Origin of the sequence: Actinomyces israelii (assembly GCF_030253495.1) — a bacterium.
GTDB classification, from domain to species: Bacteria; Actinomycetota; Actinomycetes; order Actinomycetales; family Actinomycetaceae; genus Actinomyces; species Actinomyces israelii.
Window position 1 is genome coordinate 33,935 of record NZ_CP124548.1, and the last position, 24,922, is coordinate 58,856.

The window sequence follows — 24,922 nt, forward strand, 5'->3', positions numbered from 1 at the left end:
CGGGAGCCTGACGGCGTCGTCCTTGTCCGCCGCGCGGCGCCGCTCGGCCACGCAATTCCGTCCAGGTGCCGCCTCGCGGCCGTGGGCCCGTGGTCGGGGTCGGCCGGGAGGGCGCTCGGGCGGGGACGCACGCGGAAGGCTCGCGCTCGCCCCGGGCGGGCTCCCCCTCCCCCGCCCCCACGTGCGGCCCCCTTCTTTCAGCCAGGCCACCGCACACGCCACCGGCGACGACCCCGGCCCCCGGCCCCGACGACCTCCACGACAGGGCCCAGCCGCCCCGGTGCCGGTCGCCCCGACGACCGGCCCCAGGGCACCACAAGCGATCACCCCACACACATTCCGAGACGCCAGACGGCACCGAGCCCGTAGAGAACGGCATGACTCCACGGCCCACCACGCCACGGGCCGGACAGCGCAGCACGCCCAGGACGCGCCAGACCACCAGCTGGCCAACACATCGAACCGATCTCGAGCCGGAATACGACCGATCTCGACGCGGAAGTGAACCGATCTCGGCGAAAGGGGGCGCGGGAGAGGACGGGCGGGACGCCGAGGGCGGGAGCGCGTCGCTCAGCAGCAGCCCGTGGAGACGCTGCGCTCGTCGTGCTCCGCCCGCGCCTGCCACCACTGGCGCTCGCTCATTGGCTCGTGGTCGGGGTGGTTGCGCCGGTGCCGCTCGACATAGCGGTCGTAGGCCGACTCGCCGGTGAAGTCGCGCCACAGGCAGCGGGCGCGGGCCAGGCCGGCGCGCAGGCGCGCGAACCCGGTGGACAGGCCGGCGCCGCTGAGGGCGCCCGCCGTCGAGCCGGGCTGCGCGAAGGCCGGGCCGGGCTGTGCGGCCCCGGGCGCCGGGCCGGGAGCGCCCCGGCCCGGCGCCGCACTCGCCGTCGTCGATCGGCGCGGCCGATCTTCCAGCGGGTTGCCCACGCGGCCCTCAGCTGCTCGCACTGTCCGCGGGGGCGTGCGAGCGGCCCGGGATGAGGTCGGGGTCGCCGACCTTCTCGTACTCCGCGACGAGCTTCTTCTGGAGCTTGGAGGCGATCATGGTCTCCGGGGCGTAGAAGTTCGACTCCTGGTACGGGTCCTCCGAGGTCGTCGTGTCGCCGGAGCGGATCGTCCGGATGACGCGCACCAGGGCGCAGACCATGACGAAGGCGACCAGGACGAGGAAGATGATCGACAGCGTCCCCTGGATCATGGTGTTGCGGACGATCGCCCGCTGGACGTCGATGGCCGCCGGGTCGGAGAGCGTGTCCAGCTTGGCCAGGGCATTGCGGTGCTGCTGGAAGTAGCCCACCTGCGAGTCGTGGGAGAAGATCTTCTGCCAGGAGGCCACGAAGGTCACCGCCGTGTCGAAGGCCAGTGGGATCAAGGGGATCCACGCCCACTTCGTATAGCCCTTGCGCACCACCATGACGGTGACCACCAGCAGGGCCACTGCGGCGATGAGCTGATTGGCGATGCCGAACAGCGGATAGAGGGTCTTGATCCCGCCGCGCGGGTCGGTCACGCCCATGAGCAGCAGAGAGCCCCAGGCGGCCACGACGACGGCGGTAGTGACCCAGGCGCCCACGTGCCAGGAGGGGTCCTTGAAGCGCGGGAAGGCGTTGCCGAGCGCGTCGGAGAGCTGGAAGCGGGCCACGCGGGTGACGGCGTCGACGGCGGAGAGGATGAACAGGGCCTCGAACATGATGGCGAAGTGGTACCAGAAGCCCATCATGGTGCGGCCGCCGCCGATCTGGTGGAGGATGTGGGCCATGCCCACCGACAGGGTGGGGGCGCCGCCGGTGCGGGCGACCACGTTGGGCTCGCCGACGTCGCTGGCGAGTCGCTTGAGGGCCTCGGCGCCGGTGTAGGTCTTCGGGTTGCCGTCCTCGTCCCAGGAGTCCCACCGGGGGTTCATCCTGTTGCCGTGGGCGTCGGTGACGCCCAGGTTCTCCACGGCCGCCGCGGCCAGGTCCTCGCAGTGATACTCGGGGTCATTGGAGGGGTCGCAGGGCGTGGAGGCCACGACATCGGGGCCGGCTAGGTTGCTCAGCGTGTCCACGGGGGTGTTCATGGAGAAGTAGATGCCGGGGCTCAGGGAGACGGCGGCGGCCAGGGCCATAATGGCCACGAAGGACTCCATGAGCATGCCGCCGTAGCCGATCATGCGGGCCTGGGTCTCCTTCTGGATCATCTTGGGGCTCGTGCCCGAGGAGACCATGGCGTGCATGCCGGACAGGGCGCCGCAGGCGATGGTGATGAACAGGAAGGGGAAGAGCTTCCCGGCGAAGACCGGGCCGTCGGTGTTGGCGGCGAACTCGGTGACGGCGGCCATCTCGACGACGGGGCGCACGATCAGGATGCCGGCGGCCAGGACGACGATGGTGCCGACCTTCATGAAGGTGGACAGGTAGTCGCGCGGGGTCAGCAGCACCCACACGGGCAGGACGGCGGCGAGGAAGCCGTAGATGATCATGGCCCACACCAGCGTGGTGGGCGACAGGTGCAGGTAGTGGCCGAAGGAGGACTGGGCCACCCAGCGGCCGCCGATAATGACGCCGATGAGAATGGTGAAGCCGACGATCGAGACCTGGGTGATCCTGCCGGGCTGGACGAAGCGCAGCCACAGGCCCATGCACACGGCGATCGGGATGGTGCAGCCCACGGAGAACACCCCCCAGGGGGAGGCGGCCAGGGCGTTGACGCAGACCATGGCCAGGACGGCCAGGACGATCATGAGCATGACGAAGACGACGACGGTGGCGACGATACCGCCGACCTTGCCGATCTCGTCGGTGGCCATCTGGCCGAGCGAGCGGCCGCCGCGGCGCATGGAGAAGAACAGGACGAGCATGTCCTGGACGGCTCCGGCCACGACCACGCCGATAATGATCCACAGGGTGCCGGGCAGGTAGCCCATCTGGGCGGCGAGCACGGGGCCCACGAGCGGACCCGCGCCGGCGATGGCCGCGAAGTGGTGGCCGTAGAGGACCACGCGGTGGGTGGGATCGAAGTCGCGGCCGTTGTTGATGCGCTCGGCCGGGGTGGCGTTGGAGTCGTCGGGCCGCATGATCGTGCGCTGGATGTAGAGCCCGTAGAAGCGGTAGCCGATGGCGTAGGTGCAGATCGCGGTGACGACGAACCATATGGTGTTGACGCTCTCGCCGCGGACGACCGCCAGCATCCACCAGCCCAGCACGCCCAGGGCCGTGACGACGGCCCAGACGGCGATGCTCTTGGGCGTCCACTTGTGGTGGGGCCTGATGCCGACGGGAACGCCGTTCTTGTTGCGAATAATGAGGCGCTCCTCCTCAGGTGTGTACGAGGGGAGCTCTGTCTGTTCTTGGGTGTCCATAGAAGGGTCGCTTCTCGTCGCTGAGTGTGGGGATGCACGACGTGATCCGCCGTGCTGCCTTCCAGGGTAGAGCGTCGGTGTGGTACAAAGCCAGACTCAAGGGCCCTGGACAAGGGGGACGAGGAGGCCGGCGTCGGCGCGCGGCCCCAGTCCCGCTGAGACGCGGGGACGGCTTCAGGCGGGGGCGTCGTCGTCGGGGCGCCTCCCCTCCGAGGCGGGGGTGATGACCGGCAGCACCGACCAGGGGAAGTTGATCCACCGGTCGGTCACTCGCCAGCAGTAGTCCGGCTCGAACACGGAGCGCGGCTTGCGGTAGACGACGGCACTGCGCGCATCGACGCTCACGGTCCGCCCGCCCAGGTCCAGCCCCTGGTGGCTGAGCATCTCCATGACCATGCGGAGGGTCTTGCCGGAGTCGGCGACGTCGTCGATGACGAGGACCTTCTTGCCGGGCAGCCCGGAGGCGTCCATGAGCGGGGGCAGGATAATGGGCTCGTCGAGGGTCCGGCCGACGTCGGTGTAGAACTCGACGTTAATGGCGCCCATGGCCTTGACCCCGATGGCGTACCCGATGGCGCCGGCGGGGATGAGGCCGCCTCGGGCGATGGCGATAATGAGGTCGGGGATCCAGCCGGAGGCGACGATCTGGGCGGACAGCTCGCGCTCGGCGGCGCCGAAGAGGTCCCAGGTGAGGTTCTCCCGGTCCGGGTCGGCGGCCCCGGCTGCGCCGTCGTCGAAAACGGGGCGGGCGAGGGCGCCGGGGGTGCTGTGCGCGTCATTCACCAGCCCATTGTAGTGGGGCTTGTAGCGGGCTACGGAACGCGGGGCTTCGTCGAGATCGGTTGCTAACCGATCTCGACGCGGAACTCGACCGATCTCGAGCCGGAAGTGAACCGATCTCGGCGTCGTCTAGCCTGGGGGCGTGCCCGACCTCCTGCGCCCCGTCGTCGACATCCTCGCCGCCGCCCCGCTGCTCACCGTCTTCCTCGTCATCGGGCTGGGGACCGCCGTCGGGCAGATCCCCTTCGGCCCCATCCGCTTCGGGGCCGCCGGCGCGCTCTTCGTCGGGCTCGCCGTCGGGGCGCTCGACCCGCGGCTGGGGGCCGACCTGACCCTGCTGCGCAGCCTGGGGCTCGGCCTGTTCTGCTACACGGTCGGCATTGGCGCGGGCAGCACCTTCTTCCGCGACCTGCGCCGCCAGCTGCCGCTCATGAGCCTGTGCGCGGCCGCGCTCGTGGCGGCCGGCGGCGCCGGGGCCCTCTACTCCCGCCTGACGGGGATCTCCCCCGCCATGGACGCCGGCGCTTACGCCGGGGCGCTCACCTCCCCCGTACTCGACGCCGCCATTGAGGCGGCCGGCACCCAGGAGCCCGCTGTCGGCTACGCGCTGGCCTATCCGGTCGGCGTCGCCGTCGCCATCCTCATCGTCGCCGCCGTCATCAACCGGGACTGGCCGGGGCGGCGCGACCCCCGCCCAGCGTCGGCCGACGGCATCACCGCCACCAGCGCCCACATCCTGCGCCGCGTCGCCCTGGGCGAGATGGAGGCCTTTAGGGCCGGCCGCATCCGCATCTCCTACCTGGAGCGCGACGGCCTTACCCGGGTGGTCCACCCCCGTGAGGAGCTGCTGCCCGGGGACAAGGTCGTCATCGTGGGCGCGCCGGCCGCCGTCGAGGCCGCCGTGGACGAGCTGGGCACGGGCCTGGAGCGGTGCCTGGCCAAGGACCGCACCGCCGTGGACTACCGGCGCCTGACCGTCTCCAGCACGCGCGTGGCCGGGCGCACCATCGCCGAGCTCGACATGCCCGGCCGCTTCCGGGGTGTCATCACCCGGGTGCGGCGCGGCGACCTGGACCTGCTCGCCCGCGAGGACCTCGTCCTGGAGCTGGGCGACCGGGTGCTGGCGGTCGTGCCCAGTGACGAGCTGGAGCGGGCTGCCGACTACTTCGGGGACTCTGAGCGATCCATCGCCCAGATCGACGCCTTCTCCGTGGGGCTGGGCATGGCGCTGGGCGTGCTGGTGGGGCTCGTCGCCATTCCGCTGCCCGGCGGCGTCACCCTCAGGCTCGGGGTGGCCGCCGGGCCGCTCGTGGTGGGCATGGTGCTCGGGCGCGTCGGCCGCACCGGCCCCTTCATCTGGGGGCTGCCGCACGCCGCCAACGCCACCATCCGCCAGCTCGGGCTGCTGTTCTTCCTGGCGGCCATCGGGCTGGCCGGTGGCCCGGACTTCGCGGCCGCCGCCTTCTCCCGCACCGGGCTGGCCGTGGGCGGGCTCGCCGCGCTCATTGTGGCGGTCAGTGCCGCCGTGCTCCTGGCGGGGGCGCGGTGGGCCGGGGTGAGCGCGCCGCGGGCGGCCGGGGGTCTCGCGGGCCTCGTGGGACAGCCGGCGATCCTCGCCTTCGCCCTGTCCAGGCACGACGACGAGCGGGTCGAGGCCGGGTACGCCACGCTCTTCGCGCTGGCGATCGTGGTCAAGATCGTCATGGTGCAGGTGCTGGTGGCGGCGTGAGGCGTGGGGCGTGAGCTTTCCCGGCGGGGCGGGACCCGGGGCCTCCCCGCCGCCGGGGCGGGGGCCGGGGATCGGGGTGGACGAGCCCTCCGGGACCCAGAACCTCCCCGCCGCCGGGGCGGGGGCCGGGGCCTTCCGGCGGAGCGGGCGCCTCTGCCCGGACTCGTCGCCGGGCGAATGGTCGGCCGGGGGTCAGTTCGACAGATAGCTGAGGAGGAACTTCACGGACTCGGGGTCGGTGTGGTCGATGAACAGGCTCTTGCCCTCGTCCAGGGCCGCGATGGCCGCCAGGTCGGCGTCGTCGAGCTGGAAGTCGAGGATGTCCAGGTTGGCGACCATGCGCTCGCGGTGCACGGACTTGGGGATGATGATGACGTCGCGCTGCAGCAGGTAGCGCAGGGCCACCTGGGCGGCGGTCCTGCCGTGCTTGTCCCCAATGGCGCAGAGCACGGGGTGGGTGAAGATGTTGTTCCTGCCCTGGGCGAGCGGGCCCCAGGCCTCCAGCGCCGTACCGTACCTGGCGTACCAGGTGCGGCTGTTCGCCTGCTGGTTGAAGACGTGGGTCTCCATCTGGTTGACGGCCGGCGCGACCTCGACGTTCTCGGCCAGGTCCACGAAGCGGTCGGGGTGGAAGTTGGATACGCCGATGGCGCGGGTCCTTCCGACCTCCAGGGCCTTCTCCATGGCGCGGTAGGTGCCGTAGTAGTCGCCGAAGGGCTGGTGGACCAGGAGGAGGTCGATGTAGTCGGTGCCCAGGCGGCGCAGGGAGTCGTCGATGGAGCGGGCCGCGCGCTCCTCCCCGGAGCTGGTGATCCAGATCTTGGTGGTCAGGAAGACCTCCTCGCGCGGCAGGCCGGAGGCGGCGACGGCGGCACCCACCCCCTCCTCGTTGCGGTAGGCCTGCGCGGTGTCGATGTGGCGATAGCCGACCTCGAGGGCCTCGCGCACCGCGCGCTCTGTCTCTTGGGGCGGGGTCTGGAAGACCCCGTAGCCGATCTGCGGGATCGCGACGCCGTTGCTGAGGGTGATGGTGGGAATGGTGGGAGTGGTGGGAATTGACCTGCTGGCCATGAGCTCTCCTTCGTCATCGGTGTCCCGTCAACCTACCGCCGCGGGCTGTGACGCAGACAGGGTCTGTCAGGGCCGGGCTGGCCGGCGGCGTCGCCGGGGCGCGCCTCCTTCTTCGTGCCGAGATCGGCCGAGTTCCGCGTCGAGATCGGTCCGAGGCGCCTGTCGGATGCCGCTGCGGCCCGGAAAGTGATCATCCTACGCACTTTTAACGTCCCGCATCGCCTGACCCGCACTGCGGAACCGCGGAACCGCGGAACCATGCCGATTCCCGTCGGGCCCGAGGCGCCGATCGTCTTAAAGGTGCATGGGGTGATCACTTTCTGCAGCGGCAGGGACGGGCGGCCTGCCGCGCTGCCGGCCGACCTTCCCCATGATGCCCCGCCTCCGAGCGCCGCCCCTGAGCGCTGCCCTTGGGCGCCGCCCCGCTTCCACGCGCCCCACAGCCCTACCTGCTCATTGTGGATCAAGCAGGTATGGCCGGAATTAAACAAAATGGCATTCTGGGGCAGCTGCTGCGGGATTCCTGGTTGGCGTCTGCGGAGCACCTCGTATGAGATAATCTCATGCAGATCGACATGACGGACGAGGAACGGGACATCCTCATCAGGTGGAAGAAGCGCTCGGACACCTACAGGCTGGTGAGAATGAAGGCGGAGGCGATTGTGTACGCTGCCCGCGGCGTCGGCCTGGATATTATCGCGGAGATGGTCGAGCGGGCCGAGGGGACGGTACGTGAGTGGCTGTCGGAATGGCGGAGATACAGGATGGGCTCCGTGGTAACCGGTCACGCCGGCAACGAGAACGCGGCAAAGCTCAAGCGGGCGCAGAAGGAGGAGCTGGAGGAGATTCTCAGTAGACCGCCCTCGGAGGCAGGCGTCAAAGCCGGTTTCTGGGACGTCCCGGCCCTTAAGGACGTCGTGCAGATCAAGTTCGGAGTCGAGTACAGGTCCGAGTCCTCCTATCGGCTGCTCATGCGCTTTCTGGGCATGACCTTCAAGCTCCCCGACCCGTTCGACAAGCGCCGCGACGAGAAGGCCATCGCCAGGCGGATGGCCGAGATCCGGCGCCAGGTCAACGATCTGCTGGAAGAAGGCTGGGAGGTCTACACCGTCGACGAGGTCCGCGTCGAGCACGAGGCCGAGACCCGGCGCATGTGGCTTCCCAAGGGAAAGAGAACAAGGCTGTACGTGGACCGCAAGAAGGCGAGCCAGTCGTTCTTCGGGGCACTGAGCCTGACGACCAAGAAAATGAGAATCTACCCCATCGAGGGAAACCAGAACGCCGAGCAGATCACCCTCATGATGGATCGCCTGGCGCGCGAGACCGATGAGGGGAAGAAGATCGCGGTCGTCCTGGACAACGCCAGGTTCCACCACGCCAAGGCCCTGACCGACCTCTACGCCCCCGGCCAGGCTCTGGAGCGCATCACACCCATCTACATGCCCCCCTACGCCCCAGACCACAATCCCACAGAACACGTGTGGAACGCCGCCAAAGCCAACATCGCCAACCTCCAGCGCGACACCCCGGAGAACACCTTCGCGGCCTTCACCGCCTACATCACCAACCGCACCTTCGACTACGACTTCGAGCACCTCCCAATCACACCATCACACACCGATCTTGTTTAATTCCAGCCATAATTGGCGCCTCTTCGCCGAGATCACCCGCAACCACAACCCCAAGCCCTTCAAGCAGATCAAGACCGATCAGAAGACCTTCAAAGCCGCTACCAGACAATCGGAGCGAGTTAAAGACGCGGGACACTAGTAGGACGCGCCGGCAGCCCGGCGGGCGCCCGTCCGAGGCGTCGCAGCCCCGGCCCTGACCACAAGGAGCCGGCTCCTGCGCCCCTTGCGATCACCGGCCGCCAGCACCCGGCCCGCCGGCTCGTGGCAGCCGGACCCCTGGGCACTTCCGCTCCCGCTGGCACACCAGCACGGGCCGGGCAGCCGCGCTCCTGACGGCCAACGATCTTCCACCTTTCGAGCCACTTAAGAACCAGCTGGACGGGCGCGGGCGAGAACGTCGGCCCCGGCGGACCTGCGCAGGGGGGGCAGGCCTGCCCGGTACCGCCGCCTTCGACCCCGGCGGGCCGGTGGCGAGGATCCTCCTCAGGAGCGGGTGCTCTTCTGCGCCTGGATGATGGTGGTGGGAAGCATCCCCCACTGCATCTGCCAGCCGGCGGACGTGGTGGTGAACGGCACCCCGGCGTTCCTGAGCACCTCGATGTACTCCTTCGTCCTGCCCAGGTCCACGATGACGAGCCGGCCGCCCGAGCGCAGGACGCGCAGCGCCTCGGACACCGCGCGCCTCCGGCCCTCGGCGTTGGGGATGTTGTGGATGGAGATGCTGGCGGTGACCAGGTCGAATGAGGCGTCCTCGTAGGGGAGCCGGGTCATGTCGCCGGTCTCCAGCGTGATGCGGTCGGCTACGCCGTTGAGCTCGGTGTTCTTGCGGGTCGCCGCGGCCGAGTTGCCCGACTGGTCCCGGCTGCGCCACAGGTCGATGCCTGTGACGTGGCCGCGCGGCACCCGCAGTGCGGTGGCGATCAGGACGGCCCCGCGGCCGCAACCCAGGTCCAGGCAGTCCTCATCGCCCTTCAGGTGCAGGGAGTCCAGGAGCCTGGCCCACACGAGGAACTTCCCGTGCAGGGTGGCGTACCAGAAGGTGATCGCGGAGTACCCCAGCGATGGTCCAGATCCCCATCATCAGAGAGATCCAGGCGGGCGCGGACTGGGCGATGTTGACGATGGTGCCGGACAGCAGCGCCAGGGCGCTCAGGCTGAGCATGATGGCGACGACGAGCGCGTCCACGCCGTAGCCGCCAGCGGGCTTGTCGGGGATCCGGTTCGACATGCTGGGTCTCCTGCTGCTTTTCTCGGGTTCTTCGGTCCTCTGGCAGGTCGCGTCCGAACCCTGATTCCTGCGGGACCCGGCAGATCGTATGACGGGGACAAATCGTCGGCAAAACGGGTCGAGCTGTCTGGCGGGCCCGCGCGCCTCATGCGGGTGCATGGGCGTCACGCGGTCGCGGGCCGGGGTGATGGGGATGCGGGCCCGTCCGGAGCGTGCTGGGAAGAGGGGTCCAGCTTCTTAGCGCGGGACGGTCAGCCGGCACGGTCGGGTGGCGCGGTCGGGTGGCGCGGTCGGGTGGCACGGTCAGCCGGCGTCGTCGTGCTCGGCGAAGACCTCCTGGGCCGCGAAGATCGCGTTGAGAGAGCGGGGGAAGCCCGCGTACACGCAGGAGTGGAGGATCGCCTCGGTGATCTCCTCGCGGGTGAGCCCCACGTTGAGAGCCGCCCCGACGTGGACCCTCAGCTGCGGCTCGCAGCCGCCGAGCGCCGTGAGGACGCCGATGGTGACGAGCTGGCGGCTGCGCGCGTCCAGGCCGGGGCGGTCGTAGACGTCCCCGAAGGCGAAGGCCGCAATGTGGTGGGACAGGGCGGGGCTGACGTCGGCCAGCGAGTCGATGACAGAGCGGCCCGCATCGCCGTCGATCGAGGCCAGGACGGCCAGGCCGCGCTCGCGACGGGCGAGGTTCTCCGGGCTGTCGATGTCGTGCTGGGGGCGGACGGGAGTGGTGACTGCGCCGGTGGTGGTAGCGGTGTTGTCGGTCATGGGCGGGTCTCCTTCGTGCTGGTGTCGTCTGCGCGCTCGGCCTCGTGGTCGCGCATGCTGGTGGTGTAGACGCCGATCTTGTACTCGGTGGCGGCCAGGGCGAGCCGAAGCTCGGCGATCCGGGCGCGCAGGGCCTCCCGGTGCCCGGTGAGCATGGCCAGGCGCTCGGGCACCGTGTCCCGGCCGGCCTCGACCAGCTCCACGTAGCGGCGCAGGTCGCGGATCGGCATACCGGATGTCCGCATCCGGGTCAGGAACACCAGGCGGCGCACGGCAGCGGCGTCGTAGCGGCGGTGCCCGGAGCCTCCACGGCCCACCCGCACGAACCCGATCCGCTCGTAGTAGCGCAGGGTGTGCGTGCTGACGCCGAGGTGGCGGGCCGTCGTGGTGATGTCCCAGTCGGCGCCCTCGTCGGCCGGGCCGCCGTCGGGAGCGGTCGCATGCGGGGAGCCTGCGGCGCCGGGCGGGTCCGACGGGCCGACGGCGCCCGGCGGGGTGAGCCGCAGCGCCGCGCGGAGGCGGGCGTCGTCGACGTCGTCGGCATAGCTCATGGGGCTCATGGGGCGACCGTAGGGCTTCGAGCGCGCTCGAAGGCAAGAGCGGTGCCGACGTCGTCGGGCGGGGCGGGCCGCAGCGCCGCGCGCAGGCGAACCGCGTTAGCCTGGCCGCATGCTTGTTGCCTTCTCCGTGTCCCCCGCCACGACCGACGACCCCGACGGCTCGGTCTCCGAGGCGGTGGCGCGCGCCGTGCGTGTTGTGCGCAGCTCCGGCCTGCCCAATGAGACCACCTCGATGTTCACCACCCTCGAGGGCGAGTGGGACGAGTGCATGGCGGTGGTCAAGGCCGCCTGCGAGGCGGTGGCGCAGGTGAGCCCGCGCGTGGCACTCGTCCTCAAGGCCGACATCCGGCCCGGCCGGACGGGCCAGATGACGGCCAAGGTCGAGCGGGTCGAGGCCCGGCTGCGGCAGGGTGAGGACGGGGGCGCCGACGGCGGTGCCCGCTGAGGCCCGGCGGGGGCGGCATCAGCCCGTATGGTGCTGCCGTGGCTCGTCGCGCACCCGAGCGGGCCCGGTGCGCGGTGCCGCTGTGCGGGGTCGTCCGCGTCGTTGGGTTGCAGGCAGACAACCGCATGGTTGCAAGGGTCGCTCCGAGGTGTGTGACAGGCGAGAGATCTCATGTCATTCTGACGGACACCCGCCCTCAGGCTCCTCCTTGCACATGACCATGGTCCCGCGGCCCGCACGTGATCGGAGCTGATTGTGCGGGCGCGGGAGCACCCTTTTTCTGAAGGTCGTTGGAGTATCGCAGCCTCCTGCGCAGGCGTCGCCGTCGTCCCGCGCGACTGCGCCCGCCTAGCCTCAGACCGACATGTCTGCGAGCCACCGCTCGACCGGATGCGGGCTGAGCCCCAGGAGCCGCTGGGCGCTGGTGCCCCGGTCAATGACGCACCCGGCCTGCGCTCCGAGGACCCGATAGAACTCCACCACCGACGCGGCCGCCGCACCGAAGAGCGGTGCGATGAGCTCGCCGAACTCCTCGGGTGCAATAGCCTCGAAGCGGACGTCGCATCCCAGGCGGGTGGAGAAGGCAGCGGCGAGATCCGGGCCCGTCAGTCCCGGCAGGTGCCCGACCGAGACCGTGTCGGCAGTGCCGGTTGTACCGGCCGCACCCGCGCCGCCGATGGCGGAGGCCTCGGTGAGCAGGCGGACAACGACGTCGGCGACGTCCAGATGTGAGCTCCATGAGACCGGGAAGGAGGCGGGCAGCGGATAGCGCAGAACACCCTCCTCACGTGCGGGGCCGACGACGACGGGCAGGAGCAGGTTCTCCAGGTACAGGCGCGGGGCGACGACGGCGGTGGGGACGCCGCTGTCCGCAAGCCCGCGGATGAGCATCATAATGGGGCTGTCCGCAGCCGCCATCAGAGACGAGTCCGGCTGGTCGACGACCTGCCCGCTGGCGGAGACCGCCACGCGACCGGGGCGGGCCCGGGTGACCGCCTCGACGACGGCCCGCGCCTGGGCGCCCGCAGCCTCGGGCGGCCCCATGGGCAGGTGGACGAACACGCCGTCGGCACCCTCATAGGCCGGGACGAGGGAGTCCGCGGAAGCCAGGTCGACCGCCAGCGCGGGGACGCCGTCGGGAACGGCATCGGGATTGCGGACCGCCGCCACGACCGGTGCGCCCGCGGCGGCCAGTGCGGACAGGACGGGAGAGCCTTGGGCGCCTGTTGCGCCGTGAACGATGTACGCCATGACTCCATTAGTGCATAAATAGCATCAGTTACGTCAACTGCACTAATGGGGTAGGATCCTGATTGTGAGTGACACCGATCTTCCGGAGTGCGGGGTGGCCCGGTTCCTGCTGCTGTTCGACGGGCCGTGGGCGACGCTAATCGTGCGCGAGCTCCTGCACGGGCCGCAGCGCTTCGGAGAGCTGCGCGACGCCCTGCCGGGAATCAGCGCCCACACACTGACCAACCGGCTCCGGCTGTTCGAGTCCCGCGGCATTGTGACCCGAATGGCCTACCCCGAGGTTCCGCCGCGCGTCGTCTACGAGCTCACCGATCTCGGACGGCAGCTGCAGCCGGTCCTCGACGCGATGTGCCGGTGGGGTGAGAGCGCCCCGGTCTCGACCTTCGTGCCTCAAAGTGTCCAAGGATGACAGGGGCTGATGAGTACCGGTCTCATGTCCGGCTGGCCGTTGACCCGCTTTTCTCGGACGACAAGATCGGGCTGGCGCTCATAGACGCCCACGAAGAAGCGCGCTACGACGTCAGTGCCGGATATGGGATCGAGGGCCGCGGAGACGAGACCGCCCCCATCGGTGATCGCGGTGACCCCGGGGTCGAGCAACCCGATGAGCGCAGTGCGCTCACGGCTCGCCTCCCCGGGCGCGGGTGGTTCGACATGGCCGCTGCGACGATGGTCGGTCATCAGTTCCTCATCCTCTCCGCCTTCTGCCGACCGGGCTCGTGCGGGCCGGCCTAGGGCGGGCGCCTGCCGGGCGCATGCCCCCGAGAGTAGGACGAGGCGAACCGGGGGAGTGTCAGGCCGCCGTCGGTTATTAGCGGTGAGCGGTGGTGACCGACCCGGATGACAACTCGCCGGGCTGCGTCGTCTTCTTCTTCGCGGGGCCGGGCGATGGCCCGCTCATGGGGTCGGATGCCCATGCGGCGCCCGGCCCCGGCCTCTACACCATTGTCTCCGAACTCGGCGACTGATCCTGGGTGGTCCGGCGGACGGGGCCGCGAGAAGGAGCCGATTGACACCGATTGGTTCCGTCAGGCCAGGAGGTCCTCCCACCAGGCCGCGAAGACGGGACAGCACTCGAGGATCGCGGAGAGACCGGCGTCGGCGATGAGGCCAGGCCCCGTCATCACCTTGTCGTAGTGACGACTTGCCCGTGCGAGGCGTTTGGACGGGCTGGTGCTCGGCCCGTTGTTGACCTTCTCGGGGCCTCCCGCCCGGGTGATGGCGCGCTGATGCTCCCCGTGGTTCCGGCACTCGGCATCCCGGCCGGGTGCGCCCTTGGAGTACTGGTAGTAATCGATGAGAAGACCCACGCGGTGCAAGTGGCTGCCGCGCAGAAGTGCCCGGAGCTGCTTGTTGTAGTGCCTCCAGTGCCCGCCTCCGCGACGTGCGCCCGCGGGCGTCGCGGAGGTGATGACGATGACCGGGACAAGACAAATCGCTCGCCTCAAAGCGGCGGGCACCAGTACGTCTCTGACAATCGCCTCTTCCGTCGGCCCCTCCACGAGCACGGCGACCTGCCTCATGAGCCTGCTCCCTCGCGTGCCGGGCGCCCGCCCAGGAGATTCATCTCCCACAGGGTGCCGGTGGAGTAGTCGTCCAGGAAGGCCTCGAGCTCCTTCGCGTCAGGGCGGCTCGCCACCGTGGCCCCGTCCACCCGGTCCAGGACCACGATCTCGCTCAGGTCGAAGTGGGACACCAGCGGCACGGACTGGGTTGCCAGAATCACCTTGTGCCCGTTCCTCCCGGCGATATGAACCATTTCCGCGAGCAGGCCGATCGCCGCCGGGTGGAGCCCGAGTTCCGGCTCGTCCAGGACCACGGTCGCCGGAAGATCGGGCCCCAGCAGCAGGGTGGCCAGGCACATGAAGCGCAGGGTTCCATCGCTGGCCTCGTGAGCCAGGAACGTCCGGTCCAGCCCGCGCTGCTTCCAGCGCAGCCGGATCCGCTCCGAGGCATCCGGCACCAGCACGAAATCGTCGAAGAACGGGGTGACATGACGTATGGCTGAGACAATGCGCCGATAGTGCTCGGGGTGCTCCTCGCGGACGCGCAGCAGGTAGGCGGCGATATTCTCCGCGTCCGATCGCAGGGTGATGTCGTCGCCCACGGTTGAGCGTCCCTTGACCGGGGCATTGCTCGAGACGTCGTCGAAGTGGAAGACGCGGCAGCCCTCCAGGATGGGGCGCACGTAGGCGGCGAATTTATGAAGTTTCCCCGGTTCGTCCGCCTGCACGATCCGGGGAACGCGGCTGTGGGAGCCGAAACCAAGATCCTTGTCATAAGGCCTGTCCCGGTTCCGACCGGCCTGGAACAGAAGCCACTCGTGGAGCTCGGCTTGCCCCGACTCGTTCCAGTCATCCGGGTGCAGGTTCACGCGGTAGCCGTTGCGGTGGTCCTTCTCGTTGAACTCCGACATCATCTCGACCAGGACGTGCTCGGCGGCCCCCTCGTCGTCCTCGAAGAGAAGGTTGTCCACCCCGCCGCGATGGCGCAGGTACTCCTGGAAGGAGTCGTCCCAGATGCGCGAGACCAGCTCCAGGGCGCTGACGAGGTTCGACTTGCCCGACCCGTTGGCGCCGATGAGCACCGTGACGTCGGTGGTCAGGTCCAGCTCGACGCGGCGGATCGACCTGAAACCCTCCACAACGAGGCGTCCGAGCTCAGCAGCCATGGCGCCATCCTAGCCGGGGGTGTGCTGCCGGCCGGGAGAGTGATCATCCCGCGCGGCCTTGAGACGGTCGACGCCCTTGGGCGCGGGGGGCCGCGCGGAGCGGAACGTGAACGTACCTTCCCAACGTGAACGTACCTTTCTCCCATTCTTCTGGTGATAGACCTCAGAAGAATGGGAGAAAGGTACGTTCATGCGACGAAGCTCCGTTGACGTTGGCCGCGCTGCCCGCCCGCCCCGGCCCGGCCCGCCTCAGCCCAGGAGCGCCAGCACGACGGCGGCGCTGCGGGCGGCGGCCTCGTCGGCGCCGATGTGGAAGTCCTGCCCCGCCTCGGGCCCGCACAGATCGGACACGCCGCGCACGGAGACGAATGGGACGCCGGCGCCCGCAGCCACCTGCGCCAGCGCGGTGGACTCCATGTCCGTGCTCACGGCCTCGGGGAAGAGGTCGCGCGTGCGCCCCACGTTGGCGGCCGTGACGAAGGAGTTCCCCGCGAGCATCTGCCCGGTGCGCAGGCGCGCCGAGCCTGACGACGGCGTCGCCCCCGCCAGGGCCGCCGGGCCGACCTCGACCGCGCGGGCGAGCAGTCCCGCGTCCCCCTCGAAGAAGGCGGGCTGACCGGGCGTCTGGCCGTAGGCGTAGCCGAAGGCGGTGGCGTCGGCGTCGGTGTAGGCCAGGGCGGCCGAGACGCACACGTCCCCGACCTCGACATCCCGCCCCAGCCCCCCGGTGGTGCCCGCGGAGACCACGGCGTCGGGCTCCACCCGGGCCAGGACCGTGGCGAGCGCGCCGGCCGCCGCGACCAGCCCGATGCCGCTGCGCACCAGGACCAGCTCGCGCCCGCCATCGCCCGGCAGCCGCAGGAACCAGGCCCGGGCGCCCCCGAGCAGCGCGACGGGCTCGGCGTCGGCCCGCTCGGGCAGGGCGTCCAGGAAGGGCCGGGCCTCCTCGGCCATGGCGCAGGAGACGACGGCGGCGACGCGGCGGGCGGGACTCGCAGAGCTCATGCCGGCGAGCCTACGCCGGGGGGAGCCTCGACCGGCTCGCTCAGTCCGAGCAGAACCGCCTCGATGACCTCGTAGGTGGAGGTGCCGGCGCCCGACGGCGGCGCCTGCGCGGGCGGGGCGGCTGCCGAGCCGGCCGACCTGGCCGGCTGGTTCACGACGGAGTCCAGGTAGAGCAGGCAGATGACATCGGCCAGGCTCGTCGTGGAGACCGCGGGGCGCCGCCCCATGCGCGCGAGCACCTTCGCGATGATCTCGGAGAACCGGGCGATCAGCTCCTCGCGGCCCGCCGCCATCTGGGGGCTGTCGGGGTGGCGCAGCCGGTAGAGCGTGTACTCGCTGGTCAGCAGGTGGATGGCGCGGGCCTCGGGGCGTATGGAGTCGAGCATCTCCATGAGCGACTCCATGGTCGGGGCCTCCATCGCCTCCACGGCGGCCGTGACCCGCTCCATCAGCGCGTTGGCGCGGGCGACGATCGCCTCGGTGAGCACCTCCTGCAGTGAGGAGTAGTTGGAGTAGAAGGCCCCCCGGGTGAAGCCCGCCTCGCCGACGACGTCGTCGATGCGGGTGGCGGCGATGCCCTTGGTCGCTATGACGTCCGCGGCAGCCTCGACCAGGCGCGCACGCGTGTTCTCCCGCTTGCGCGGGCGCTTGCCCGCGGCGCGGGCGGGCTTCTTCGGGGTGGTGCGGGAGCTCATGCTGCGCATCACCGTACCTCAGGGGTGCTGCGGCGCGCTGGCATCGGGGTGCCGGGAATCACAGGACGCCAAGTTTCGATACAGAAATGTACCGAGTACATTCCTGTATCGAACTTGCCGACCACCAACCCTGAAAGGACCGCCGTGTCCGCCTATCTGCACTCCCTGGGCCGCTGGTGCGCCCGGCGCGCCCCGCGCGTCCTGGCAGCCTGGCTCCTCCTCATCGCCATCCTCGGCGGCGCCGTCAGCGCCGTCGGCATGCGCCTGACCGACACCTTCACCATCTCCGGGACCGAGTCCATGAAGGGCCTGGAGGTCCTCGACGAGCGCCTCCCGCAGGCGGCCGGAACCAGCGAGCAGGTCCTCTTCACCGCCTCCGACGGCGATATCGGCGGCCACGCCGACGCCGTCAACACCTTCGCGAGCAGGGCCGCCGACATCGACGGCGTCGCCATGGTCTCTGCCCCCTTCGGGGACGCGCAGACAGGCACGTCCTCCACCGTGTCGGCCGACGGCGCCCACGCCCTGGTCCAGGTCCAGGCCGACACCTCCGTGGGCTCGGTGCTGACCGGCAACACCCCCAGGGCCGCCGAGGTCGCCCGGGACCTGGAGGACCTGGCCGATCAGGCCCACGCCGACGACCCCGCCGTCGACGTCCAGCTCGGCGGCAACATCGGCCAGAAGGTGGGCATCGGCATCTCCGGCACCGAGCTGGTCGGCGTCGTCATCGCCGCCGTCGTCCTGCTGGTGACCTTCGGCTCCGTCCTGGCCGCCGGCGCCCCGCTCGTGGCGGCCTCCCTGGGGGTCGGCACCGGCATGCTCGGCATCCTCCTGGCCGCGGCCGCCACCGACATCAACTCCACCACCCCGGTGCTGGCCGTCATGATCGGGCTGGCCGTGGGCATCGATTACGCCCTGTTCATCATCTCCCGGGCCCGGGAGTACCTCGCCGACGGCGTCGCCCCCGCCGAGGCCGCAGGGCGCGCCGTGGCCACGGCCGGGAGCGCCGTCGTCTTCGCCGGCACCACCGTCGTCGTCGCCCTGTGCGGCCTGAGCGTGGCCGGGATCGGGTTCCTGACCACCATGGGGGTCGCCTCCGCGGCGGTCGTCGCCGTAGCCGTGCTGGTGGCCCTGACCGCCGTGCCCGCCCTCATCGGCCTCATCGGGAAGCGGCTGGCGCCCCGCGGCTCCAGCCGCCGGGGCCGCCGGGCCTCCAGGGCCGACGCCGCAGGCTCCGGGAGCGCCGGGGCCGCAGCGGGCTCCGGCAGCGCCGCGCACGCGGTCGAGGGGGCCGGGGAGGCCGCATCGGCCGGGACGGCGAAGCCGGGTACGCCGGTGAAGGCCGGTCCGGCCACCCGCTGGGTGCGCGCCCTCACCCGCCGGCCCTGGCTCACCATCGGCGCCGTCGTCCTCCTCCTGGGGATCACCGCCATCCCTATCAGCGGGCTGCACCTGGCCCTGACCGACAACGGCTTCGCCGTCAAGGGCACCCAGCAGCGCCAGACCTACGACGCCATCGCCGAGGCCTACGGCGAGGGCTACAACTCGCCCATTATCGTCATCGCCGACATCGCCAACACCACCGACCCGGTCGGCACCGTGAACCGGCTCTCCCAGGACATCGCCGACCTCGACGGGGTCTCCGCTGTCGCCCTGGCCACGCCCAACCAGGACGGCACCCTCGCCTTCATCCAGATCCGCCCAGAGAGGTCCCAGGCCGACCCGGCCACCATGGACCTGGTGCGCGACATCCGCGCTCGCGCCGACGGCTACGAGCACGACTACGGCATCAGCGACGTCATGGTCACCGGGCAGGCGGCCGTCGCCATCGACGTCGCCGAGTCCCTCAACGCCTCCCTGCTGCCCTTCGGGATCGTGGTGGTGGGCCTGTCCCTCATCCTGCTCACGGTGGTCTTCCGCTCCGTGGCGGTGCCGCTGACCGCCACCCTGGGATACCTGCTCTCGCTCGCGGCGGGCATGGGCGCCGTCGGAGCCGTCTTCGGCTGGGGCTGGGCCGCCGACCTGCTCCAGGTCTCCAAGGTCGGGGCCGTCATCTCCTTCCTGCCCGTCATCGTCATGGGCGTCCTGTTCGGGCTCGCCATGGACTACGAGGTCTTCCTCGTCTCGCGCATGCGCGAGGAGTGGATCCGGCGCCGCCCCGCCGGCGGGCCGGCGGGCTCAGCCGATACCCCGACTGACCCCGCCATGCGCCGCAGGGCCGCCGTTGAGGCCGTCGAGGCCGGGTTCGCGGGCAGCGCCAAGGTGGTGGGCGCCGCCGCCGTCATTATGGCCGGCGTCTTCGCGGCCTTCATCCACACCGAGAACGTCTACATCAAGCCCATCGCCGTGGGGCTGACCGTCGGCATCCTCGCCGACGCCTTCGTCGTGCGCATGACCCTCGTCCCCGCCCTCATGGCGGCCCTGGGGGAGCGGGCCTGGTGGCTGCCCCCGTTCCTGGAGCGCCAGCTGCCCGTCATCGACGTCGAGGGCGAGGGCCTGGAGCGCACCCTGGAGCACGAGGCCTGGACCGCCGCGCACGGCCCCGCCGTCCTGCGCGCCCAGGACCTCGTGCTCGCTGACGACGAGGGCGACGCCCTGCGCGGCCTCACCCTCGCCCTGGGCGGCGGGCAGGTCGCCCTCGTGCGCGCCGCCGAGCCCCTGACGCGGCGCGCCCTGGCCGCCGCCATCGGCGGGCGGCTGCAGCCGGCCGGCGGCATCCTCGCCGTGGCCGACCACGTCCTGCCCGACGGCACGGCCGCCATCCAGTCCGTCACCACCGCCATCCATGCCTACGACGACCCGGTGCCCTCCCACGTGAGGATCGTCGTCGTCGACGACCCCGGGCACAGGCGGTGGAAGCGCGTGGCCGAGCTGGCCTCCCGGGGCGTGGCCGTCGTCGTGACCGCCGACGCCGCCACCGCTGAGGAGCGCCCCGAGGTCGCTGTCGACGCCGTCATCGACATCGACGCCGACGGCGCCGCGCACGTCCGGCGCGCCCCCATCCGGCGCGGCCGCGGCCCCGCTCCCGCCTCCGGCCAGCGCGGCCCCGAGGGCCCCGACGGTCCGGGCTCCCCGGGCACCTCCAGCACCTCCGACACCTCCGACAAGACGAGCGAGGCCATCGCATGACACGCCGTTCCCTCATCCTGACCGTCCTCATCGCCCTCGTGCCCGCGCTCGCAGGCCTGGTGGTGGTGCGCGCCGCGACCACCCCGGCGGCCTCGGCCGCGACCATCCCCGCCGCCGTCGTCAATCTCGACACCCCGGCCACCGCGCCCGACGGGAGCACGCTGCCCGCGGGCCGCCTCCTGGTGGGCCGCCTCACCGACCCCGGCACCGCCCTGACCGCCAAGTCCGCCACCGGCGCCACCACCGAGCGCCTGGACTACTCCGTGGTCACCCAGGACACGGCGGCCGAGGGCCTGACCGACGGGACCTACGAGGCGGTCATCACCATCCCGGCCGGCTTCTCCCAGGCCATCGCCAGCACGCTCGGCGGCACCCCGGAGCAGGCCGCCGTCGAGGTGGAGACCTCCCAGTCGTCTGCCTCCGCCGCGGGCGCGGTCAGCCAGGAGGCGGTCTCCGCGGCCGTCGACTCGCTGGGAACCACCATCTCCACCTCCTACCTCAACGGCTCCCTGTCCTCGCTGAGCACCCTGTCCGATCGGCTCGGGCAGGCCTCCACCGCGGCCGAGACCCTCTCCTCGGGCGCCGAGCAGCTCGCCGCCGGGATCGGCTCCAGCGGGGACACGGCGGCCGGCGGCACCCTGAACGGCGCCGTCAACAGCTACACGGGCGCGGTCGACCAGCTGGCGGCCAACTGCGAGGCCATGGGGGGATCGGCGCAGCTGTGCGCCTCCCTGCGGCAGGTCTCGGCCGGCTCCGGGGCCCTGACCGGCGCGGCCTCCTCCGCGGCCACTGGGGCCTCCCGGGTGTCCAGCGGCGCCAGCGCCCTCAACGACGGGCTGAGCACCGCGTCCGGGGCCGTGCCGTCCTACAGCGATCAGGAGGCCGAGGAGCTCGCCGACTCGCTGGCCCAGCCCGTGTCCGTGAGCGCGCGCGCGGACTCCGACGCCGCGGCGGCCACGCGCATGAGTCCGCAGGCGCTGAGCCTGGCCCTGTGGATCGGGGCGCTGGTCGTCGTCTCGGGGCTGGGGATCATGGGCCGGCGCCATGTGGAGGCGGCCATGACGCCGGCCCGACTGGCCATCACCTCGCTGAGGCCCGCCCTCGGGCTGGCCGTGGTGCAGGCGACGCTGCTGACCGGGGCGCTGGCGCTCGCGGGTGCCCGGTTCGGCAACGTGTGGGCCGTGGGCGGGCTGGTCCTGCTGGGAGCGGTGGCGATGACAGTGCTTCACGCCGCCCTCATGGCCGCGTTCGGCGCGCGCGGGACCAGCGCCGTCTCGCTCCTGGCCCTGGTGGCTCAGGCGGCGTGGGTCCTGTCGGTGAACGCTCCCGGTGGGATGGCGGGCGCTCTGCCGGTCACGGTGCTCGACTCGGCCCTGGGCGGCATCATGCTGGGGACGGCGGGGGGCGGCGGATGGTCCGCGGCCGTCGTCCTGTGCCTGTGGGCGGCGGCGAGCACCCTGGTTATGACGCTGGCGGTGCGCCGGCGCCGGGCCACGTCCCTGGCCGTGCTGCGGCGCGAGCTTGCCGCCGCGTGAGGGGTGGTGCATCCACAAGGTGTTTCCACCATTAGCCCGCCCGCGAGCTCGCCGCCGTGTGAGGGGCGGTGAGCGCTGCGGGCGGTGGGAGCCCGGGCAGCGGGACGTCGGGCGGGACGCCCGGGACGTGTCCGGGACGCCCGGGGCGCCGGTCACGCGCGGTGGGAGCCCGGGCGGCGGGCCGCCGGGCGGGCGGCGCGGAGGGTCATCCACGGGTCGACGACCGCGTGGAACTGCTCGGGGACGGTCCGTCGCACGCTGTGGGGCGCGCCCTCGATGACCGCCGTCGACACGTGAGGGTTCGCGCGGCGGGTCAGGGCGAAGTAGTAGTCCCCGCGCAGAACCACGTTGTCGGTGCCGGTGACGATGAGGGTCGGAACGGCCAGCGAGTCCACGACCCTCCGCCAGGGGGCGGGCGGCCCCACGCAGCCCAAGGCGATGAAGCGCAGATCGACCGCGCAGGAGGCCTCGACGCAGGCGCGCACCTCCCGGCGCGACCAGGCGGGGTGGTCGGCTGCCTCCTGGGCGAGGCGCGCCTGGGGGTCGGCGGCGACGCTCCTCATCTCCTGGACCTTGCCGGAGGCCCTCAGGGCCAGGATCCGGCGCCAGACCGGGGTGACGAAGGCGGGGTCCTCGGCGACGACGGCATCGACCAGGTCGGGTCGGCGGGCGGCGACGTCCAGGGCGGTCACCCCGCCCATGGAGTGCCCGACGACAATGAGCGGGGCGGTCAGGGGCCCGGCGTCGGCGGCCCCGGCCGGCGGCCTCAGGCCGCGGGCGCGCAGGTCGGCCAGGGCGGCCTCCAGGTCGGCGGCCAGGCGGGCACCGGCGGTCGCCTGGGAGGCGAGGTCGGCGTCGTCCCAGCGCGGGGAATCGCCGTGACCGCGGGCGTCGAGCGCCACGACGCGGTAGCCGGCCGCCGTCCAGCGCTCGACGGCCTCGACCCAGCAGGCCGCCGAGTCGCCGATGCCGTGGCACAGGACCAGGACCGGGGCGGCGCCGTCGACCAGGGGGCCGGCCAGGCGGCGGGCGAGAGGAGCAGGGGCGGAGGCGGACGCGGAAGAGTCGGTCGGCTCGGTCACGCCCGGAGTTTACCGGGGCCGGCGGGAGCGGCCGCCCGGCGGGCGGGCGCACCCGGCGAGACCGGGGGCGGCCGCCCGGCCCTCGCCAGGGGTCCGGCGGGCGCGACGTGACCGGGGTTTCTCCTACCCGCCGAAAGGCCGGTCTGTCCGAATGCGACGCATGCTGCTCCGGGGCCTCGGAGCGCACTCATGGACACTTCTGCTTATATATTCAGTTCTCTGTCAGCCGCGGCGCCTACCGTTATGACGTCAGTACGCAGTAAGGACATGATGGGACGGTTTTATGGCTGCACACAATTTCGTCATCGTCGGCTTCGAGGAATCTGCAAACGCCTATAAGGCGCTGAGCGTCCTGCGCGGGGCGGCCGCCGAGGGGCGGATCACTATCGCCGCGGCCGTCATCGGGGAGCGCGGCGCCGACGGCAGCCTGCGCCTGGCCGAGGGTGAGGATGCCGTGATCGGGGGCGCGACCGTCGGCGGGGGCCTGATCGGCATGGCCGTCGGCATTCTGGGGGGCCCACTGGGCATGCTGCTGGGATGGGGTGCCGGCTCCCTGATCGGCGGTTTCGCCGACGCCGACCGCGTGGATCGCTCCGAGACCGCCATCGGCGAGCTCAGCAGACGGCTGCCCGCGGGCACCACCGCCATCCTCGCCGAGGTCGAGGAGTACGCCACCGAGGTGCTCGACGGCGTCGTCTCCCCGCTGGGCGGCCAGGTCCTGCGGCTCGAGGCCGACCAGGTCCTCGGCGAGCTGGAGGCCGCCGAGGCCGCCGCCATCGCCGCTGACAGGGAGGCCGCCCGGGTGCTGCACCAGGAGCGCCGGCAGGAGCGCAAGCAGAAGTGGGAGGATCGCGTCGACTCCCTGCGCGAGAAGCTCCACCGCAAGAAGTGAGTGTAAGAGCGGCTATCTGCTGAGGGGCCGCGGACGAGTTTCCGCGGGCCCTCGGGGTGCAGATGGTTGATTCCGGGGGCGCGGGCCGGGCGGGCGCCTCGAACCGATCTCGAGCCGGAAGCGAACCGATCCCGGTGCGGAGATCTACCGATCTCGACGAGAAGAAAGCGCGTGCGAGTCTTATGTCGCCCTCCCGGGCCAGCAGCCGAGGCGCCCGGCAATGGGACGGACGATCTCCACCGTCCGGTGCGCCAGGACCTGCTGGGCGGTCAGGCGAAGCGGCGTCATGCCGTGCCGCAGGAGCCACTGGTCGCGGCGGCGGTCCTGCGTCCAGTCGGCCAGGGACGAGTGGAAGGCGTGACCGTCGGTCTCGATCGCAAGACGCTGTCCCAGGACGAGGTCGAGCTCGCCGATGGGCGTCTCAACGGCGACCTCCGGCGGAGCGCCGGCCTCCTCCAGCTCGTATCGGGCGATAGTCTCCAGGATGGAGCGCGCCTTCGGGTCGGCGCGGGCGAGCAGCGCGCGCATGGGGCCGTTCCTCGGCCCGCGCAGTCTGGCGAGAAGCTGGGCGCGGGTGACCAGGCCGCCGCGCAGGGCGCAGTCCAGGGCGATGAGCGCGTCCAGCTCCGATGCGCAGCGCATGAAGGTGAGGATGGCGGTCTCCTGGTCGGCGAACGGCGAGCCCAGCGGGTCGATGGGAGCGCCGGCGTTCCTGTGGATGATGACGCGCCCGATGCCGTCTACGGGGTGCTGGTCGTAGGGGGCGATAATGTGGAGCCGGCTTCCGGGGCTCTCCTGAAGGGCGATGCCGTAGTGCTCCATTGCGTGCGCGCAGGCGATGAGGCCGCCCAGGCGCCGGGCGATAATGGTGGGCCGGTCCGTTCCCGGCAGGGCGATGACGTGCTGCGGGTGGCGGACGACGATTCCGTCGGCCACCATGCGGCCCAGAGTGCGACGGCAGTGTTCTGAGGCGGCCAGGAATCGCTGTTTGGCCGCCCCGTGCGCGGCTGCCAGCGCTCGCAGCACGGCGTCCCGCCGTTCGGTGTATCGCATGAAACGAGCATCGACCGGCGGGGCCGCCGGTGACAAGGTTTGCGCCACCCTGTGGATAACGTG

Annotated in this window: 24 protein-coding genes; 8 read left to right on the top strand and 16 right to left on the bottom strand. The window is 71.3% G+C overall.

Features of this window, described 5'->3' with window-relative positions:
- Nucleotides 1–570: 570 nt before the first annotated feature.
- The 3 genes from AIF0345_RS00155 to AIF0345_RS00165 all read right to left on the bottom strand — a co-directional run bounded on the left by AIF0345_RS00155 (nucleotide 571) and on the right by AIF0345_RS00165 (nucleotide 4,123).
- Nucleotides 571–927 carry a YbdD/YjiX family protein gene (locus tag AIF0345_RS00155; RefSeq protein ID WP_268918688.1) on the bottom strand — a complete coding sequence of 119 codons (357 nt, stop codon included), beginning with the start codon at nucleotides 925–927 and terminating at the stop codon, nucleotides 571–573.
- Nucleotides 928–934: 7 nt separating this feature from the next.
- Nucleotides 935–3,340 (bottom strand): carbon starvation CstA family protein, encoded by a 2,406-nt coding sequence (locus AIF0345_RS00160; RefSeq protein WP_268918689.1) that lies wholly within the window; start codon nucleotides 3,338–3,340, stop codon nucleotides 935–937.
- 174 nt (nucleotides 3,341–3,514) lie between these two features.
- Nucleotides 3,515–4,123, bottom strand: a complete 609-nt coding sequence (locus AIF0345_RS00165) for a phosphoribosyltransferase (protein ID WP_285296777.1) — start codon at nucleotides 4,121–4,123, stop codon at nucleotides 3,515–3,517.
- Nucleotides 4,124–4,262: 139 nt separating this feature from the next.
- Here AIF0345_RS00165 and AIF0345_RS00170 point away from each other — a divergent pair, with 139 nt between their 5' ends.
- Complete coding sequence (locus tag AIF0345_RS00170; protein ID WP_285296778.1) at nucleotides 4,263–5,849, top strand: aspartate:alanine exchanger family transporter; 1,587 nt, start codon at nucleotides 4,263–4,265, stop codon at nucleotides 5,847–5,849.
- A gap of 192 nt (nucleotides 5,850–6,041) precedes the next feature.
- Here the strand turns inward: AIF0345_RS00170 and AIF0345_RS00175 are convergent, their stop codons facing one another.
- Nucleotides 6,042–6,920 (bottom strand): aldo/keto reductase, encoded by an 879-nt coding sequence (locus AIF0345_RS00175; protein WP_285296779.1) that lies wholly within the window; start codon nucleotides 6,918–6,920, stop codon nucleotides 6,042–6,044.
- A gap of 563 nt (nucleotides 6,921–7,483) precedes the next feature.
- On the opposite strand from AIF0345_RS00175, the gene AIF0345_RS00180 reads away from it, so the two are divergent.
- On the top strand, nucleotides 7,484–8,551 hold the full coding sequence (locus AIF0345_RS00180; protein ID WP_285296780.1) for an IS630 family transposase: 1,068 nt from the start codon (nucleotides 7,484–7,486) through the stop codon (nucleotides 8,549–8,551).
- Between the two features lie 483 nt (nucleotides 8,552–9,034).
- Here AIF0345_RS00180 and AIF0345_RS00185 read toward each other — a convergent pair whose 3' ends face one another.
- From AIF0345_RS00185 to AIF0345_RS00200, 4 genes are all read right to left on the bottom strand, one after another.
- Entirely contained in the window at nucleotides 9,035–9,556 is a 522-nt protein-coding gene (locus AIF0345_RS00185) for a class I SAM-dependent methyltransferase (RefSeq protein ID WP_285296781.1), read from the bottom strand.
- Complete coding sequence (locus tag AIF0345_RS00190; protein ID WP_285296782.1) at nucleotides 9,513–9,779, bottom strand: hypothetical protein; 267 nt, start codon at nucleotides 9,777–9,779, stop codon at nucleotides 9,513–9,515. The genes AIF0345_RS00185 and AIF0345_RS00190 overlap by 44 nt, the downstream gene beginning before the upstream one ends.
- A 303-nt stretch (nucleotides 9,780–10,082) precedes the next feature.
- Entirely contained in the window at nucleotides 10,083–10,541 is a 459-nt protein-coding gene (locus AIF0345_RS00195) for a carboxymuconolactone decarboxylase family protein (RefSeq protein WP_273168565.1), read from the bottom strand.
- A complete protein-coding gene (locus AIF0345_RS00200) occupies nucleotides 10,538–11,101 on the bottom strand; it encodes a MerR family transcriptional regulator (protein ID WP_285296783.1) in 564 nt (187 codons plus the stop codon). The genes AIF0345_RS00195 and AIF0345_RS00200 overlap by 4 nt, the downstream gene beginning before the upstream one ends.
- A gap of 109 nt (nucleotides 11,102–11,210) precedes the next feature.
- On the opposite strand from AIF0345_RS00200, the gene AIF0345_RS00205 reads away from it, so the two are divergent.
- Entirely contained in the window at nucleotides 11,211–11,546 is a 336-nt protein-coding gene (locus AIF0345_RS00205; protein WP_268918106.1) for a thiamine-binding protein, read from the top strand.
- Between the two features lie 354 nt (nucleotides 11,547–11,900).
- On the opposite strand, the gene AIF0345_RS00210 is transcribed toward AIF0345_RS00205, so the two are convergent.
- Nucleotides 11,901–12,797 (bottom strand): SDR family oxidoreductase, encoded by an 897-nt coding sequence (locus tag AIF0345_RS00210; RefSeq protein ID WP_285296784.1) that lies wholly within the window; start codon nucleotides 12,795–12,797, stop codon nucleotides 11,901–11,903.
- A 64-nt stretch (nucleotides 12,798–12,861) separates the two neighbouring features.
- Here AIF0345_RS00210 and AIF0345_RS00215 point away from each other — a divergent pair, with 64 nt between their 5' ends.
- Nucleotides 12,862–13,206, top strand: coding sequence for a winged helix-turn-helix transcriptional regulator (locus tag AIF0345_RS00215; protein WP_285296785.1), 345 nt, complete (start codon nucleotides 12,862–12,864; stop codon nucleotides 13,204–13,206).
- Here the strand turns inward: AIF0345_RS00215 and AIF0345_RS00220 are convergent.
- Entirely contained in the window at nucleotides 13,188–13,478 is a 291-nt protein-coding gene (locus tag AIF0345_RS00220; protein ID WP_285296786.1) for a sigma-70 family RNA polymerase sigma factor family protein, read from the bottom strand. The genes AIF0345_RS00215 and AIF0345_RS00220 overlap by 19 nt on opposite strands.
- A gap of 143 nt (nucleotides 13,479–13,621) precedes the next feature.
- Between AIF0345_RS00220 and AIF0345_RS00225 the strand changes: the two genes are divergently transcribed.
- Nucleotides 13,622–13,765, top strand: a complete 144-nt coding sequence (locus AIF0345_RS00225) for a hypothetical protein (RefSeq protein ID WP_268918103.1) — start codon at nucleotides 13,622–13,624, stop codon at nucleotides 13,763–13,765.
- Nucleotides 13,766–13,825: 60 nt separating this feature from the next.
- Here the strand turns inward: AIF0345_RS00225 and AIF0345_RS00230 are convergent, their stop codons facing one another.
- The 4 genes from AIF0345_RS00230 to AIF0345_RS00245 all read right to left on the bottom strand — a co-directional run bounded on the left by AIF0345_RS00230 (nucleotide 13,826) and on the right by AIF0345_RS00245 (nucleotide 17,168).
- Entirely contained in the window at nucleotides 13,826–14,320 is a 495-nt protein-coding gene (locus AIF0345_RS00230) for a DUF4276 family protein (RefSeq protein ID WP_285296787.1), read from the bottom strand.
- Nucleotides 14,317–15,468: an AAA family ATPase gene (locus AIF0345_RS00235; RefSeq protein WP_285296788.1), complete on the bottom strand. Its 1,152-nt coding sequence runs from the start codon at nucleotides 15,466–15,468 to the stop codon at nucleotides 14,317–14,319. Before AIF0345_RS00235 ends, AIF0345_RS00230 begins: the two co-directional genes overlap by 4 nt.
- Before the next feature lie 249 nt (nucleotides 15,469–15,717).
- Nucleotides 15,718–16,473 carry a 5'-methylthioadenosine/S-adenosylhomocysteine nucleosidase gene (gene mtnN, locus AIF0345_RS00240; protein ID WP_285296789.1) on the bottom strand — a complete coding sequence of 252 codons (756 nt, stop codon included), beginning with the start codon at nucleotides 16,471–16,473 and terminating at the stop codon, nucleotides 15,718–15,720.
- Complete coding sequence (locus AIF0345_RS00245; RefSeq protein ID WP_285296790.1) at nucleotides 16,470–17,168, bottom strand: TetR/AcrR family transcriptional regulator; 699 nt, start codon at nucleotides 17,166–17,168, stop codon at nucleotides 16,470–16,472. The genes mtnN and AIF0345_RS00245 overlap by 4 nt, the downstream gene beginning before the upstream one ends.
- Nucleotides 17,169–17,312: 144 nt before the next feature.
- On the opposite strand from AIF0345_RS00245, the gene AIF0345_RS00250 reads away from it, so the two are divergent.
- A complete protein-coding gene (locus tag AIF0345_RS00250; protein WP_285296791.1) occupies nucleotides 17,313–20,297 on the top strand; it encodes an MMPL family transporter in 2,985 nt (994 codons plus the stop codon).
- The gene (locus tag AIF0345_RS00255; protein WP_285296792.1) at nucleotides 20,294–21,832 is read left to right on the top strand and encodes a YhgE/Pip domain-containing protein; all 1,539 of its coding nucleotides are present in this window, start codon (nucleotides 20,294–20,296) and stop codon (nucleotides 21,830–21,832) included. Before AIF0345_RS00250 ends, AIF0345_RS00255 begins: the two co-directional genes overlap by 4 nt.
- 152 nt (nucleotides 21,833–21,984) lie before the next feature.
- Here the strand turns inward: AIF0345_RS00255 and AIF0345_RS00260 are convergent, their stop codons facing one another.
- Nucleotides 21,985–22,914 carry an alpha/beta fold hydrolase gene (locus AIF0345_RS00260; RefSeq protein ID WP_285296793.1) on the bottom strand — a complete coding sequence of 310 codons (930 nt, stop codon included), beginning with the start codon at nucleotides 22,912–22,914 and terminating at the stop codon, nucleotides 21,985–21,987.
- 283 nt (nucleotides 22,915–23,197) lie between these two features.
- Here AIF0345_RS00260 and AIF0345_RS00265 point away from each other — a divergent pair, with 283 nt between their 5' ends.
- Nucleotides 23,198–23,806, top strand: a complete 609-nt coding sequence (locus tag AIF0345_RS00265) for a DUF1269 domain-containing protein (RefSeq protein WP_285296794.1) — start codon at nucleotides 23,198–23,200, stop codon at nucleotides 23,804–23,806.
- Between the two features lie 180 nt (nucleotides 23,807–23,986).
- Here AIF0345_RS00265 and AIF0345_RS00270 read toward each other — a convergent pair whose 3' ends face one another.
- Nucleotides 23,987–24,859, bottom strand: coding sequence for a hypothetical protein (locus AIF0345_RS00270; RefSeq protein WP_268918094.1), 873 nt, complete (start codon nucleotides 24,857–24,859; stop codon nucleotides 23,987–23,989).
- Nucleotides 24,860–24,922: the final 63 nt, after the last annotated feature.

Coding starts and splice junctions, on each gene's coding strand:
- AIF0345_RS00160 (WP_268918689.1), bottom strand. CDS start 3,340: ATGGACACCCAAGAACAGACAGAGCTCCCCTCGTACACACCTGAGGAG.
- AIF0345_RS00175 (WP_285296779.1), bottom strand. CDS start 6,920: ATGGCCAGCAGGTCAATTCCCACCACTCCCACCATTCCCACCATCACC.
- AIF0345_RS00180 (WP_285296780.1), top strand. CDS start 7,484: ATGCAGATCGACATGACGGACGAGGAACGGGACATCCTCATCAGGTGG.
- AIF0345_RS00190 (WP_285296782.1), bottom strand. CDS start 9,779: ATGTCGAACCGGATCCCCGACAAGCCCGCTGGCGGCTACGGCGTGGAC.
- AIF0345_RS00195 (WP_273168565.1), bottom strand. CDS start 10,541: ATGACCGACAACACCGCTACCACCACCGGCGCAGTCACCACTCCCGTC.
- AIF0345_RS00200 (WP_285296783.1), bottom strand. CDS start 11,101: ATGAGCCCCATGAGCTATGCCGACGACGTCGACGACGCCCGCCTCCGC.
- AIF0345_RS00205 (WP_268918106.1), top strand. CDS start 11,211: ATGCTTGTTGCCTTCTCCGTGTCCCCCGCCACGACCGACGACCCCGAC.
- AIF0345_RS00210 (WP_285296784.1), bottom strand. CDS start 12,797: ATGGCGTACATCGTTCACGGCGCAACAGGCGCCCAAGGCTCTCCCGTC.
- AIF0345_RS00220 (WP_285296786.1), bottom strand. CDS start 13,478: ATGACCGACCATCGTCGCAGCGGCCATGTCGAACCACCCGCGCCCGGG.
- AIF0345_RS00230 (WP_285296787.1), bottom strand. CDS start 14,320: ATGAGGCAGGTCGCCGTGCTCGTGGAGGGGCCGACGGAAGAGGCGATT.
- AIF0345_RS00235 (WP_285296788.1), bottom strand. CDS start 15,468: ATGGCTGCTGAGCTCGGACGCCTCGTTGTGGAGGGTTTCAGGTCGATC.
- mtnN (WP_285296789.1), bottom strand. CDS start 16,473: ATGAGCTCTGCGAGTCCCGCCCGCCGCGTCGCCGCCGTCGTCTCCTGC.
- AIF0345_RS00245 (WP_285296790.1), bottom strand. CDS start 17,168: ATGAGCTCCCGCACCACCCCGAAGAAGCCCGCCCGCGCCGCGGGCAAG.
- AIF0345_RS00255 (WP_285296792.1), top strand. CDS start 20,294: ATGACACGCCGTTCCCTCATCCTGACCGTCCTCATCGCCCTCGTGCCC.
- AIF0345_RS00265 (WP_285296794.1), top strand. CDS start 23,198: ATGGCTGCACACAATTTCGTCATCGTCGGCTTCGAGGAATCTGCAAAC.
- AIF0345_RS00270 (WP_268918094.1), bottom strand. CDS start 24,859: ATGCGATACACCGAACGGCGGGACGCCGTGCTGCGAGCGCTGGCAGCC.